The sequence below is a fragment of the Bacteroides sp. AM16-13 genome (assembly GCF_003602705.1).
Lineage (GTDB): Bacteria > Bacteroidota > Bacteroidia > Bacteroidales > Bacteroidaceae > Bacteroides > Bacteroides xylanisolvens.
Map to the genome: position 1 here is coordinate 103707 of NZ_QTLK01000003.1, position 15555 is coordinate 119261.

At 42.8% G+C, this 15555-nt stretch carries 11 protein-coding genes; all 11 read left to right on the plus strand.

All coding sequences use genetic code 11. The annotated features are described in order from the left end of the window. Positions 1-106 precede the first annotated feature (106 nt). The 11 genes from DW173_RS03000 (at position 107) to DW173_RS03055 (ending at position 15539) form a co-directional block, all read left to right on the plus strand. Positions 107-1357, plus strand: a complete 1251-nt coding sequence (locus DW173_RS03000) for a nucleoside permease (protein ID WP_008020916.1) — start codon at positions 107-109, stop codon at positions 1355-1357. A 13-nt stretch (positions 1358-1370) separates the two neighbouring features. Beyond that, positions 1371-1964, plus strand: coding sequence for a bifunctional nuclease family protein (locus DW173_RS03005; RefSeq protein ID WP_074707531.1), 594 nt, complete (start codon positions 1371-1373; stop codon positions 1962-1964). An 8-nt stretch (positions 1965-1972) separates the two neighbouring features. Continuing rightward, a complete protein-coding gene (locus tag DW173_RS03010; protein ID WP_004315426.1) occupies positions 1973-2671 on the plus strand; it encodes a 16S rRNA (uracil(1498)-N(3))-methyltransferase in 699 nt (232 codons plus the stop codon). Positions 2672-2722: 51 nt separating this feature from the next. After that, positions 2723-4270 carry a DUF4836 family protein gene (locus DW173_RS03015; protein ID WP_120143759.1) on the plus strand — a complete coding sequence of 516 codons (1548 nt, stop codon included), beginning with the start codon at positions 2723-2725 and terminating at the stop codon, positions 4268-4270. Positions 4271-4290: 20 nt separating this feature from the next. After that, positions 4291-4935 carry an ATP-binding cassette domain-containing protein gene (locus DW173_RS03020; RefSeq protein ID WP_009039688.1) on the plus strand — a complete coding sequence of 215 codons (645 nt, stop codon included), beginning with the start codon at positions 4291-4293 and terminating at the stop codon, positions 4933-4935. Between the two features lie 105 nt (positions 4936-5040). Then, entirely contained in the window at positions 5041-6246 is a 1206-nt protein-coding gene (locus DW173_RS03025) for a hypothetical protein (RefSeq protein ID WP_004313013.1), read from the plus strand. Positions 6247-6267: 21 nt separating this feature from the next. Then, positions 6268-8922 (plus strand): TonB-dependent receptor plug domain-containing protein, encoded by a 2655-nt coding sequence (locus DW173_RS03030; RefSeq protein ID WP_120143761.1) that lies wholly within the window; start codon positions 6268-6270, stop codon positions 8920-8922. A gap of 875 nt (positions 8923-9797) precedes the next feature. Further along, entirely contained in the window at positions 9798-10718 is a 921-nt protein-coding gene (miaA, locus tag DW173_RS03040; RefSeq protein WP_004316676.1) for a tRNA (adenosine(37)-N6)-dimethylallyltransferase MiaA, read from the plus strand. A gap of 57 nt (positions 10719-10775) precedes the next feature. Next, the gene (locus tag DW173_RS03045) at positions 10776-11702 is read left to right on the plus strand and encodes a diacylglycerol/lipid kinase family protein (protein WP_004316677.1); all 927 of its coding nucleotides are present in this window, start codon (positions 10776-10778) and stop codon (positions 11700-11702) included. A gap of 117 nt (positions 11703-11819) precedes the next feature. Next, a complete protein-coding gene (gene kdsA, locus DW173_RS03050) occupies positions 11820-12620 on the plus strand; it encodes a 3-deoxy-8-phosphooctulonate synthase (RefSeq protein ID WP_009039686.1) in 801 nt (266 codons plus the stop codon). 81 nt (positions 12621-12701) lie between these two features. Next, positions 12702-15539, plus strand: a complete 2838-nt coding sequence (locus DW173_RS03055; RefSeq protein ID WP_120143693.1) for a M16 family metallopeptidase — start codon at positions 12702-12704, stop codon at positions 15537-15539. The last annotated feature ends 16 nt before the right edge of the window (positions 15540-15555 follow it).

Genomic DNA, 15555 nt, shown 5'->3' on the forward strand with positions numbered 1-15555 from the left:
GCCATTTTTATCCCCTTTTTATCAAATTACTTGTCCACCTATTCAACGAAAATATTATATTTGCAAGGTTTATGAACATGAAGAGAAACACAAATTAAAAAAAGTCATGAGTATAAAAGTTCGTTTGATTATTATGAACTTCCTGCAATTCTTTGTATGGGGGTCCTGGTTAATATCACTAGGTGGCTATATGGGAAGAGAACTTCATTTCGAAGGAGGACAGATCGGAGCCATTTTCGCTACTATGGGGATTGCCTCTTTGGTAATGCCGGGTATTATTGGTATCATTGCCGATAAATGGTTTAATGCAGAACGTTTATACGGGCTTTGCCATATCGCAGGAGCCGGATGCCTCTTCTACGCTTCTACCGCAACAGGATACGACCAGATGTATTGGGCTATGCTACTCAACTTGTTGGTATACATGCCCACGCTATCCCTCGCTAACACTGTATCGTACAATGCACTGGAACAGTATAAATGTGACCTGATTAAAGACTTCCCTCCCATCCGTGTATGGGGAACGATCGGTTTTATCTGTGCCATGTGGGCGGTCGACCTTACCGGGTTTAAGAATTCAAGTGCACAACTTTATGTAGGTGGTGCTTCCGCGTTACTGCTCGGGCTTTATTCTTTCACCCTTCCCGCTTGCCGACCGGCTAAATCAGAAAACAAATCATGGCTCTCCGCTTTCGGTCTGGATGCGCTGGTGTTATTCAAGAAAAAGAAGATGGCTATTTTCTTCCTTTTCTCCATGCTTTTAGGTGCAGCATTGCAGATTACAAATACTTACGGTGATCTTTTCTTAAGTAGCTTTGCCAGCATCCCCGAATATGCAGAATCATTCGGAGTGAAACATTCGGTAATCCTGCTATCCATCTCGCAGATGTCGGAAACACTGTTTATTCTTGCCATACCTTTCTTCCTGCGCCATTTCGGAATCAAGCAAGTCATGCTAATCAGTATGTTTGCCTGGGTGTTCCGGTTTGGGCTGTTCGGCTTCGGAGATCCGGGATCGGGACTATGGATGCTGATCCTTTCCATGATCGTTTATGGTATGGCCTTTGATTTCTTCAACATTTCCGGTTCATTGTTTGTTGAACAAGAAGCCAATTCCTCCATCCGTGCCAGTGCACAGGGGTTGTTCTTTATGATGACCAACGGACTGGGAGCCATCATTGGCGGATATGCCAGCGGTGCGGTAGTTGATGCATTCTCTGTGTATGCTGACGGCAGACTGGTGAGTCGCGAATGGATGGATATCTGGCTGATATTCGCAGCATACGCGCTGGTGATCGGCATCCTGTTTGCCTTGGTATTCAAGTACAAACACCAGCAGGAGAGTAAAACAAATTAAGTAAAAGAGAACGATGGACAAAAAGGTAGAATTACAAGTTATAAATATCACGAACAGCCAGGCGCAAGTAGGCGCGTTTGCTATGCTATTAGGCGAAGTGGACGGTGAACGGCAACTGCCTATCATCATCGGTCCCGCGGAAGCCCAGGCTACCGCTTTATATCTGAAGGGAGTAAAAACGCCCCGTCCGTTGACACACGATCTGTTTACAACAAGCCTCACCATACTGGGAGCCAGTCTGATACGTGTGTTAATTTACAAAGCAAAGGATGGTATTTTTTACTCCTATATTTACCTTAAGAAAGACGAAGAGATTATACGCATCGACGCACGGACTTCAGACGCCATTGCCTTGGCAGTGCGTGCTGACTGCCCGATCCTTATTTATGAATCTATTCTTGAACAGGAATGTCTTCACATGTCGTCGGAAGAAAGAACCCGTTCTGAAGAAACAGATAATGACGAAGAGGCTGAAGAAGAACATGATTTGCCGGGTGCTACTTCCAGAACGCTTGAGGAAGCACTGGAACAGGCTATCAAAGATGAGAATTATGAATTAGCCGCCCGGATACGTGACCAAATCAACTCAAGAAATAAAAACCAGTAAGTAACATTATGCACGTATTTTATACTCCCGATATACAGAAAAGCAACGAACTTCCCGAAGAGGAAGCACAACATTGTACCCGCGTTCTGCGATTAGGTATCGGAGATGAAATCACTCTTACGGACGGTAAGGGGAACTTCTACAAAGCTGAAATTACTGTTGCGACCAACAAACGTTGTTTTGTAACGATCAAAGAAACGATTTTTCAGGAACCTTTATGGCCGTGCCATTTACACATTGCCATGGCACCGACGAAGAACATGGACCGTAACGAATGGTTTGCAGAGAAAGCTACCGAAATCGGATTTGACGAACTGACTTTCCTCAACTGCCGTTTCTCGGAACGTAAAGTCATCAAGACCGAACGGATTGAAAAGATTCTTGTATCAGCAATCAAACAATCTCTCAAGGCACGGTTACCTAAATTGAATGAGATGATCGAATTCGATCCGTTCATCAGACAAGAGTTCAAAGGACAGAAGTTTATCGCCCACTGTTATGAAGGTGAAAAACCTTTATTAAAGAATGTCCTGAAACCCGGAGAAGACGCCCTTGTCCTGATAGGTCCCGAAGGGGATTTCAGTGAAGAAGAAGTGAAGAAAGCCATCGAACAGGGATTTGTTCCGATTAGTTTGGGCAAATCACGACTCCGTACGGAAACAGCGGCACTGGTGGCCTGCCATACGCTGAATCTACAAAATCAATAATGAAAAGAAACGTCTGAATCAATGATTATACAACTTTTAAATAACATAAGTATGGCAAAGAAAACGATTTCACGACTCTCGGTACTGGCAGTACTGATTGTTTTTCTGGCAGCATGTTCCAAAACATCGGAGTATACCAATGTGATACCGGCTGACGCCTCGGTAGTTGCCTCTATCAACCTCAAATCCCTTGCAAGTAAAGCGGGATTGGATGATAAAGAGAATGAAGCTGCGAAACAAAAAGTACTGGAAGCACTGAAAAGCGGAATGAATGCCGCTACCTTCCAACAACTGGAAAAGGTCATGAAGAATCCGGGTGAATCGGGAATCGATGTCGAATCTCCATTCTATGTATTCTCATCCTCTTCTTTCCCTTACCCTACTGTTGTAGGTAAAGTGAACAACGAGGACAATCTTCATGCTTCACTCGACGTGATGGCTAAAGAACAAATCTGCCAGCCGATAAGCGAAGCTGACGGCTACAGTTTTACAACAATGAATGGCGGCCTGCTCGCTTTCAACAATTCTACTATATTGATAGTCAATGTAAGCGGAACCACTCAAACTGAAAAAGCCAAAGAAGCCATCACTAATCTGTTGAAACAGACGGCAGATAACAGCATTGTAAAATCAGGAGCTTTCCAAAAAATGGAAAAGCAGAAAAGCGATATCAACTTCCTTGCTTCTATGGAAGCTATCCCTGCAACCTATCGCAACCAGATAAGCATGGGGTTACCAACCGAGGTGAAAGCAGAGGACATCACTCTTGTAGGAGGACTGAATTTTGAGAAAGGCAAGATTGCCCTCAAAACAGAAAACTATACTGAAAACGAAGCCGTGAAAGCGCTTATAAAAAAACAAATGGAGTCATTTGGAAAAGCAAACAACACTTTCGTTAAATACTTCCCGTCTTCCACGCTGATGTTCTTCAACGTAGGTGTGAAAGGAGAAGGGCTTTACAACTTATTGAGCGAGAATAAGGAATTCCGCAATACAGTATCTATTGCTAAAGCAGACGAAGTAAAAGAGTTGTTCGGCTCGTTCAATGGTGATATTTCTGCCGGATTAATCAACGTAACAATGAACAGTGCTCCTACTTTCATGATGTATGCGGATGTTAAGAATGGTAATGCCCTCGAAACAATTTATAAGAACAAGCAATCATTGGGACTGAAAAGAGGGGAAGATATCATGCAACTTGGCAAGGACGAATATGTCTACAAAACAAAAGGCATGAATATATTCTTCGGTATCAAGGATAAACAAATGTATGCTACCAATGATGAATTACTCTACAAGAACGTGGGCAAAGCTGCCGACAAGTCGATAAAAGATGCTCCTTACGCATCGGATATGAAAGGTAAAACCATCTTTGTAGCAATCAACGCTGAAGCAATACTGGACTTGCCTGTTGTTAAAATGGTAGCAGGTTTCGGAGGACAGGAAGTTAAAACATATATTGAGTTAGCCAATAAGGTTTCTTATCTGTCAATGAGTTCAGAAGGAGAAATCAGCGAGATCGACCTTTGCCTGAAAGACAAAGACGTCAACGCTCTCAAACAAATCGTAGACTTTGCCAAGCAATTTGCCGGCATGTAATTAATTTGTAAACAAACGGTATGAATAGTATTCACCTGCAGCAAACACTTCCCCAAGTGTTTGCTGACCGTAATTCGGTGACTTCGGATGTATGGCACCAGGATCTGATCTTCCGGAAAGAAGAAATGTATCTGATTGAAGCAGCTTCCGGCACCGGCAAATCTTCGTTGTGCAGCTATATCTATGGTTATCGCAACGACTACCAGGGGATTATTAATTTCGATGAAACCAATATCAAAGCATACTCCGTGAAGCAATGGGTCGACCTAAGAAAGCATTCACTAAGTATGCTTTTTCAAGATTTACGCATCTTCACCGAACTGACCGCTCTTGAAAATGTGCAATTGAAGAATAACCTTACCGGATGCAAAAAGAAAAAAGAAATCTTATCATTCTTCGAGCAACTGGGTATCGCAGATAAAATAAATGTGAAAGCCGGCAAACTATCTTTCGGACAGCAGCAACGTGTTGCCTTTATCCGGGCACTCTGCCAGCCGTTCGACTTTTTATTTCTGGATGAACCGATCAGCCATCTGGATGATGATAACAGCCGCATCATGGGTGAACTTATCATTGCCGAGGCAAAGACACAAGGAGCCGGTGTAATCGCAACCTCCATCGGTAAGCATATCGAGTTGCCTTACAACCATATACTTCAACTGTAACGAGTAATAAATAACAAAAAATGAGTGGAAAATAGTAAGTGAGAAAATCAGCCGTCTCCCTCCACTGCAACATTTCAAATCGTAAATCGTAAAATTATAAATAAAATGCCAACTCTTGTCTGGAAGCTCCTCCGCCAACATATCAGTATCGGTCAACTGGCCGGTTTCTTTTTAGCCAATCTATTCGGCATGATGATTGTATTACTTAGTGTGCAGTTTTATAAAGATGTCATTCCGGTATTCACCGAGGGAGACAGCTTTATGAAAAAGGATTTCATCATAGCTACAAAGAAAATCAGCACACTCGGTTCTTTTGCAGGAAAGAGTAATACGTTCTCTGCCGAAGATATTGCGGATTTGAAGAAACAACCGTTTACCAAAACAATAGGGGCTTTCACTCCTTCTCAATTCAAAGTATCGGCAGGATTGGGCATGCAGGAAGCTGGTATTCATCTTTCCACGGATATGTTCTTTGAGTCTGTTCCTGATGAGTTTGTCGACATCAAACTCGACAAGTGGCACTTCGACGAAAGCACGCATACCATACCCATTATCATTCCCCGTAACTACCTAAATCTTTATAACTTCGGGTTTGCACAAAGCCGTAGTCTTCCCAAGCTCTCGGAAGGATTGATGGGGCTGATTCAAATGGATATTATGATGCGTGGAAACGGACGGGTGGAACAGTACAAAGGAAACATTGTCGGCTTCTCCAATCGTCTGAATACGATTCTTGTTCCCCAGTCTTTTATGAAATGGGCGAATGAGAATTTCGCACCGAATGCAGAAGCACAACCGGCGCGGTTGATTATCGAAGTGAGCAATCCGGCGGATTCCGCTATCGCCAGCTATTTTCAAAAGAAAGGATATGAAACGGAAGACGGCAAACTGGATGCCGGAAAAACGACTTATTTCCTCCGTCTTATCGTAGGCATTGTATTGGGGGTAGGTTTATTTATTAGTATTCTTTCATTCTATATCCTGATGTTGAGCATTTTCTTGCTCTTGCAGAAAAATACGACTAAGTTGGAGAGTTTGTTATTAATCGGGTACAGTCCCAACAAGGTAGCATTGCCTTATCAGTTACTCACGGTAGGACTGAATGTTATCGTACTTGTATTATCCATCGGATTAGTCTCCTGGCTACGCAGTTATTACATAGACAGCATCCGATTATTGTTTCCACAACTGGAAACCGGGTCATTATGGGCAGCTATCAGCATGGGCGTTGTGTTATTCATTGTCGTATCGGTGATTAACATACTGGCAGTAAAGAGGAAAGTACTTTCTATCTGGATGCATAAATCATAAATGTATTCAAAGATATATCGTATGAAAAGCAAAACTACATTTTCAATGAATAGAGGTTCAATGGCTTTCTTTTTCGGAATGTTATTCTGTTTTACCTCATTATCCGGACAAAACACACAAGATACAATTCTTGCGTATTTCAATCTGCTGGAGAAAGTTCCGCAAGAGAAATTGTATCTGCATTTGGATAAGCCTTTCTATGGAGCAGGAGAAAAAATCTGGTTCAAGGGGTATCTCGTAAATTCTGTCACTCATCAAGACAATACGCAAAGTAACTTCATCATTACGGAGCTTGTCAATCGTTCCGACTCTATCGTGGAACGCAAGAAGATTCGCAGAGATTCGTTAGGTTTCCATAATGCTTTCACGCTCCCTCCCACTCTCCCTGCAGGTGACTATTATTTGCGGGGATATAGCAACTGGATGCTTAACCAAGAACCAGAATTCTTTTATTCACGTAATCTGAAAATTGGTAATTCGATTGATAACACGATTGTTTCAACTATTGAGTATCAACAAGAAGACGAATCACATTATACAGCCAGGGTCAGATTTACCAGCAACACACAAGAGGCTTTCGGAAATACAACCATCCGCTATCGCACCATTGAAAACGGAAAGATAAAAGATAAAGGTAAAAGAAAGACGGACGAAAGCGGTTTGATTTCTATTTCTCTGCCGGATCTGAAGCCTATTGCCACACGCCAGATTGAAGTAGAATTTGACGATCCTCAATATATTTATAAGAGAACGTTCTATCTGCCTTCGTTTACAAAAGACTTTGACGTTAAGTTCTTCCCGGAAGGCGGAGCTCTCTTGACCGTTGCTCATCAAAACATAGCTTTCAAAGCTCAAGGATCGGATGGTTTTTCCACAGAAATAGAAGGATTTCTGTTCGATGCAAAAGGAGACACATTAACTGCTTTTCGTTCGGAGCATGATGGTATGGGAGTTTTCACCTTGAACCCGATTGCAGGGAATTCCTATTATGTGATTGCCAAGTCTAGTGACGGCATTACCAAGCGATTCGATCTTCCGGCCGCAGAAGAAAAAGGAATCGCTCTTTCCATGACGCATTACAAAAAAGAAATACGCTACGAAATCCAAAAAACAGAAGCTACCCAGTGGCCCCAAAAGTTATTCTTGATTGCACACACTCGTGGAAAGCTGGCAATCTTGCAACCGGTCAGTGCCGACAGGACTTTTGGAAGAATGAATGACAGTTTATTCAACGCAGGTATCACCCATTTTATGTTAATCGACCAACAGGGAAACGCACTTAGCGAACGTTTAGTTTTCGTGCCCGACCGGAACCCGCATCAATGGCAAATCCTTGCGGATAAGCCTACATACGGAAAAAGAGAAAAGGTTTCCTTGCAAATTTCAGCAAAGGATGATAACGGAACTCCGGTAGAAGGTAGTTTCTCCGTCAGCATTACAGACAGAAGAAGTATCCAGCCGGACTCGCTTGCAGATAATATCTTATCGAATCTTTTACTAACTTCCGATTTGAAAGGATATGTAGAAAATCCGGGCTATTATGTTCTTCAGCAAGACCTGCGGACTCTCCGCACGATAGACTTCTTGATGATGACGCACGGATGGCGCAGGCATCATATCCGGAATGTACTGACTTCGCCTTCATTGAACCTCACCAACTATATGGAAAAGGGACAAACCATCAGCGGACGTATCAAGGGTTTCTTCGGCGGCAACGTCAAAAAAGGACCTATTTGTATTTTAGCTCCCAAACAGAACATCATTGCCACTACTACCACAGATGATAAAGGAGAATTCATCGTCAATACATCATTCAGAGACAGCACAACTTTCCTCGTTCAGGCACGTACCAAAAGAGGATTCGCCGGAGTAGACATCGTGATCGATGCTCCCCAATACCCGGTAGCTTCTCCTAAATCTCCTTTTCATGATGGAACGTCAACCTCCTTTATGGAAGATTATTTGCTAAATACCCGCGACCAGTATTATATGGAGGGTGGAATGAGAGTATACAACCTAAAAGAAGTAGTCGTTACAGGAAGCCGCAAGAAAGCCAGCTCGGAAAGTATTTATACAGGAGGCATCAACACCTACACTATCGAAGGAGACAGACTTGAAGGATTCGGCGCACAGACGGCCTTCGATGCAGTCAGCAGGCTTCCGGGGGTCAGTGTGACAAACGGAAACGAAATACATATCCGTAATAATCCTGAACAGCCCGTTATCGTCATTGATGATGTTGTCTATGAAGACGACAACGACATACTGACCATGATTCAAACCAGCGACATGTCCAGTTTGAGCCTTCTTCGTGGTGCTGATGCAGCAATTTTAGGTTCCCGCGGTTCGGCAGGCGCTATTGTCATTACCCTGAAAGACGGCAAGGATCTTCCGGCAAGACCGGCACAGGGCATTATTACATGTACTCCATTGGGATATAGCGATTCAGTAGAGTTCTATCAGCCGACTTATGACACTCCCGAGAAAAAGAATGATCAACGTTCGGATTTACGAAGTACTATCTACTGGAATCCATCCTTACAACTGGATGCAGACGGAAAAGCAACTATAGAATATTATACTCCGGACAGCACTGCACCGGAGGATATTACCATAGAAGGCGTGGATAAAAACGGAAAGGTATGCCGGACGATACAAACGATCAACAAAAAATAAATGAAACTGAATTTGAGATATGAATAGACTCATTATTGGTACAAAAAATGAACTAAATACAATCTATTCCGTGCTCCCTGCAAACGATTTTTCATTTTCATTTCTCATATTCTCATTGTTTTTAGATAAACGGAAGATAATCAGATTAATATCTTATGAGAAATACTTTTTAAAACGGTATTTCTCATAAGTTTATCCGTATTTTAGCTCTAAATAGACCTTATTCTCATAGTGTTTCAAGGTATTTCTCATAGTGTAATGTGCCGGAAGCCGGCATTGAATAAATAGAACGATGTATTCCTTTTGCTTGTTCCATATACAGTGCCTTAGTCCCATATATTGTGGGAAAAGATTCCCAACAGCTTGGGAAAGGATTCCCTCATTTTGTGGGAAAGTTTTCCTTCAATATGTGGGAATACTTTCCCACAATATATGGGACAATCGGAACTAATGAGCATCTTCAAGCAAAAAGCCACTATTTTATCTAAATAGTAGCTTCATTTCCTGATAAAAATAAGGTAAGTCGAAAGAAAAAAGGAAGGACGAATGGCTTTTGACTATGAGAAATACCCTGAAACACTATGAGAATAAGGTCGATTTTGAGCCAAAATACGGGTAAACTTATGAGAAATGCCGTTTTAAAAAGTATTTCTCATAAAATATCTATCTGATTATCTTTCGTTTATCAAAAACAATGAGAATATGAGAAATGAAATGAAAAATTCTTTTTCAGTGCGTGGAGGTGGGAATTCATTTTGTACAAGAACGAAAACATAAAGAATCCTTCTCCCTCTCCTTATCTTGATAAAAAAGTGATTGAATATCAAACAGGTTAAAATTATTTCGTAATTTTGCAGATATAAAAGAATGAAGCTATGCCGGACTATGATTTAATCGCCATACTCGGACCTACAGCCTCGGGTAAAACTCCCTTTGCCGCGGCCTTGGCCTATGAACTCAATACAGAAATTATCAGTGCCGACTCTCGTCAGATATACAGAGGGATGGATCTCGGTACGGGAAAAGACTTGGCAGACTATACAGTAAACGGACGTACAATCCCCTACCACTTAATCGATATTGCAGATCCCGGATATAAATATAATGTATTCGAATATCAACGCGATTTCCTGATTTCTTACGAATCAATCAAACAAAAAGGCTGTCTCCCCGTTTTATGTGGAGGGACAGGCATGTATCTGGAATCCGTATTGAAAGGATATAAGCTGATGCCCGTGCCGGAAAACCCTGAATTACGTATTCGTTTGGCAAATCATTCGCTCGAAGAGTTGACGGAAATATTAGGCCGGTACAAAACATTACACAATTCTACCGATGTAGATACCGTGAAACGTGCTATCCGTGCGATAGAGATTGAAGAATATTATGCTGCCCATCCGGTTCCCGAACGGGAGTTTCCTGAATTGAACAGCCTCATTATCGGAGTGGATATTGACCGGGAACTGCGTCGTGAAAAGATCACCCGCCGCTTGAAACAACGGTTGGACGAAGGAATGGTAGATGAAGTGCGGCAATTGATCGAGCAAGGAATTGCGCCGGATGATTTAATCTATTATGGGTTGGAATATAAATACCTGACATTGTATGTTATTGGAAAACTAACCTATGAAGAGATGTTCAACGGTCTGGAAATTGCGATCCATCAGTTTGCCAAACGACAAATGACCTGGTTTCGCGGCATGGAAAGAAGAGGATTTACCATCCATTGGATGAATGCGGAACTGCCGATGAAAGAAAAGATAGCTTTTGTAAAAGAGAAACTGGAAGGGATTTAGTATCTTTGTCAGTTATATAGTGTGATTTTTAATACACAATAGGATAGATATACGAATATGAGTGTAGAACCAAAGAAATGGGGAGTGATTTACAACCCGAAAGCTGGTACCCGAAAGGTAAAAAAGCGCTGGAAAGAAATTAAGGAGTACATGGACAGCAAAGGCGTGGACTATGACTATGTACAATCCGAAGGTTTCGGTTCGGTGGAACGTCTCGCCAAGATTTTGGCCAACAATGGTTATCGCACGATTGTCATTGTGGGCGGTGATGGGGCATTAAATGATGCCATCAACGGCATTATGCTATCCGATGCCGAAGATAAAGAAAACATCGCTCTCGGCATGATTCCCAATGGTATCGGAAACGACTTCGCCAAATATTGGGGGCTTAGTACCGAATATAAACCGGCTGTCGACTGTATCATTAATCACCGGCTGAAGAAAATAGATGTGGGGTACTGCAATTTCTACGATGGAAAAGAACACCAACGCCGCTATTTCCTCAATGCTGTTAATATCGGACTGGGGGCACGAATCGTTAAAATCACCGATCAGACCAAACGCTTCTGGGGAGTGAAATTCCTGTCCTACGTGGCCGCCCTGTTTTCTCTTATATTTGAACGGAAACTCTATAGGATGCACCTCCGCATCAACGACGAGCATATCCGCGGACGCATCATGACCGTATGCATAGGCAGTGCCTGGGGATGGGGACAGACGCCTAGCGCCGTTCCTTATAACGGATGGCTGGATGTCTCCGTTATCTACCGACCGGAATTCCTGCAAATTATCTCCGGACTATGGATGCTGATTCAGGGAAGAATCCTGAATCATAAGGTAGTGAAAAGCTACCGGACGAAGAAAGTAAAAGTACTCCGGGCACAAAACGCCGCTGTGGATTTGGACGGGCGGTTGTTGCCCAGACATTTCCCGCTGGAAGTAGGGGTGCTTTCGGAAAAAACAACGCTTATTATTCCAAATTGATAAATTCAGGCACGGATTACGCGGATTACACGTTTTTTAGTAAATCTACATCTGCAAAAGCCGTATAGTCCGCGTAATCCGTGCCTGAAACATAAACTTATAATTAGATTAAGAAAAATGATAGAACTTAAGAACAATCCTGCCGGTAACTTCTTTCTGTTGGCGGGTCCATGCGTTATAGAAGGTGAAGAAATGGCAATGCGCATTGCCGAACGAGTAGTAAAAATCACCGAAGCTCTGCAAATTCCATACGTATTCAAAGGCTCTTACCGCAAGGCAAACCGCTCACGCCTGGATTCGTTTACAGGTATCGGTGACGAAAAAGCACTCAAAGTATTAAGAAAGGTACATGAGACTTTCGGAGTTCCGACTGTGACAGATATTCACAGTGCAGATGAAGCAGCTATGGCAGCCGAATATGTAGATGTACTTCAAATCCCGGCTTTCCTTTGCCGCCAGACCGATTTGTTGGTTGCAGCAGCGAAAACCGGAAAAACCATCAATATCAAAAAAGGACAGTTTCTTTCTCCGCTGGCAATGCAGTTTGCTGCCGATAAAGTGGTGGAAGCCGGAAACAAAAGTGTGATGCTCACCGAACGCGGAACGACTTTCGGTTATCAGGATCTTGTTGTAGACTATCGCGGCATCCCTGAAATGCAATCATTCGGTTATCCGGTTATTCTGGATGTCACCCATTCCCTGCAGCAGCCCAACCAGACCAGTGGAGTAACCGGTGGAATGCCGCAACTGATAGAGACAGTAGCCAAAGCTGGTATCGCCGTGGGTGCTGACGGGATATTCATTGAGACACATGAGAATCCTGCGGTAGCTAAAAGTGACGGTGCCAATATGCTAAAGTTAGACCTTCTGGAAGGGCTGTTAACGAAGTTAGTCAGGATACGGGAAGCCATAAAATAACTCTTTTCCCTGTCTATTTGTGATTTACAACCAAACAAGACGACAAATAACAAAGAAATATTTATTTAAACTAAATAGAACATGAAACATTTATTACGTGGATTATTTATTGCAGTCCTTTTTATATGCTGCAATTTCCAGCTCGTACTTGCACAACCCATGCAAGAACTGCCTGTGGACAAGAACGTCCGCATCGGTAAACTGGACAACGGGCTTACCTATTACATTCGACACAATGCACTTCCTGAAAAACGAGTAGAATTCTACATCGCACAGAAAGTAGGTTCTATCCTTGAAGAACCGCAACAACGTGGTTTGGCTCACTTCCTGGAGCACATGGCTTTCAATGGAACCAAAAACTTCCCGGGTGATGAGACAGGTCTTGGCATTATACCTTGGTGCGAAACGAAAGGCATCAAATTCGGTACAAACCTGAATGCATATACCAGCGTCGATCAGACGGTATATAATATCAGCAACGTACCGACTGAAAACATTAATGTAGTAGACTCTTGCTTGCTTATCCTTCACGACTGGTCGAGTGCCATCGACCTTGCTGACAAGGAAATAGACAAAGAACGTGGCGTAATCCGCGAAGAATGGAGAAGTCGTAACAGCGGTATGCTCCGTATCATGACCAATGCACAGCCTACGATGTATCCGGATTCTAAATATTCAGACTGTATGCCTATCGGAAGCATTGACGTTATCAACAACTTCCCGTATCAGGATATCCGCGATTATTACGCCAAATGGTATCGTCCGGACCTGCAAGGTATCGTTATTGTAGGTGACATCAACGTAGATGAAATTGAAGCCAAACTTAAAAAAGTATTCGCAGACGTAAAAGCTCCGGTAAATCCGGCCGAACGTATCTACTATCCGGTAGCAGACAATCAGGAACCGCTGATCTATATCGGCACCGACAAAGAAGTAAAGAATCCTTCTGTCAACATTTTCTTCAAACAAGATGCTACCCCGGATTCTTTGAAGAATACCATCGCTTATTACGCAACGAGCTACATGGTCAGCATGGCTATGAATATGCTGAACAACCGTTTGAACGAACTTCGCCAGACTGCTAATCCTCCTTTCACAAGTGCCGGTGCAGAATATGGAGAATATTTCCTTGCCAAAACTAAAGAAGCATTCAGTATCAGCGCAAGCAGCAAAATCGACGGAATCGATTTAGCTACGAAGACTATCCTGGAAGAAGCAGAACGCGCACGCCGCTTCGGATTTACAGCAACAGAATATGACCGCGCACGCGCCAACTATCTGCAAGCCGTAGAATCTGCTTACAACGAACGCGAAAAAACCAAAAGTGGTTCTTATGTCAACGAATACGTTAACAACTTCCTTGATAAAGAACCGATTCCGGGAATCGAAGTTGAATATACGCTCCTGAACAAACTAGCTCCGAATATTCCGGTAGAAGCTGTTAACCAGATCATGCAACAACTGATTACTGATAATAACCAGGTAGTTCTGTTGGCCGGTCCGGAAAAAGAAGGAGTGAAATATCCTACTAAAGAAGAGATTGCCGCTCTGCTGAAACAAATGAAGTCATTTGACTTGAAGCCTTATGAAGACAAAGTCTCTAACGAACCGCTGATCTCGGAAGAACTGAAAGGTGGCAAAATTGTTTCTGAAAAAGCCGGAGACATTTATGGTACGACTAAGTTAGTGCTTTCCAACGGTGTAACTGTATATGTGAAGCCTACTGATTTCAAAGCTGACCAAATTGTTATGAAAGGGGTAAGTTTCGGTGGTACGAGCATATTCCCGAACGAAGAGATCATCAATATTGCTCAATTAAACGGAGTAGCCCTGGTGGGTGGTATCGGTAATTTCAGCAAGGTTGACTTGGGCAAAGCTCTTGCCGGTAAACGTGCAAACGTGGCTGCCGGTATCGGTAATACAACAGAAACGGTTTCCGGTAGCTGTGCACCGAAAGATTTCGAAACAATGATGCAACTCACTTATCTGACTTTCACTTCTCCACGCAAGGACAATGAAGCATTCGAATCTTACAAGAATCGCTTGAAAGCCGAACTTCAAAATGCGGATGCCAACCCGATGACTGCTTTCAGTGACACTATTACAAGTGTATTATATGGTCATCATCCGCGTGCTATCCGAATGAAAGAATATATGGTAGACCAGATCAACTACGACCGTATTCTCGAAATGTACAAAGACCGCTACAAAGACGCAAGCGACTTTACTTTCTACCTGGTGGGAAATGTAGACTTGGCAACGATGAAACCGTTGATCGCCAAATATCTGGGTAGCCTGCCATCTATCAACCGTAAAGAGACTTTCAAGGACAACCACATGGATATCCGCAAAGGACAGATCAAGAATGTATTCGCAAAAGCACAGGAAACTCCGATGGCTACCATCATGTTCCTTTATAGCGGTAGTTGCAAATACGACTTGCGCAACAACGTCCTGCTTAGCTTCTTAGATCAGGCTTTGGATTTGGTTTACACAGCAGAAATCCGTGAAAAAGAAGGTGGTACATACGGCGTAAGCTGTAACGGCAGCCTGGGTAAATATCCGAAAGAAGAATTGGTTCTTCAAATCGTATTCCAGACTGATCCTGCCAAGAAAGACCACCTTTCTGCTATCGTTGTGGAACAACTCCACAAAATGGCCAAAGAAGGTCCGTCTGCCGAACACATGCAGAAGATTAAGGAATATATGCTGAAGAAGTATAAAGACGCCCAAAAAGAAAATGGCTACTGGCTCAATAACATGGACGAATACTTCTACACCGGTATCGATAATACAAAAGACTATGAAAAGTTGGTCAACAGCATCACTGCAAAAGAAGTACAAGACTTCCTTGCCAAGTTGCTGAAACAGAACAACGAAATTCAAGTCATTATGACTGTACCGGAAGAAAACAAATAAATATTTCTCTAGTATA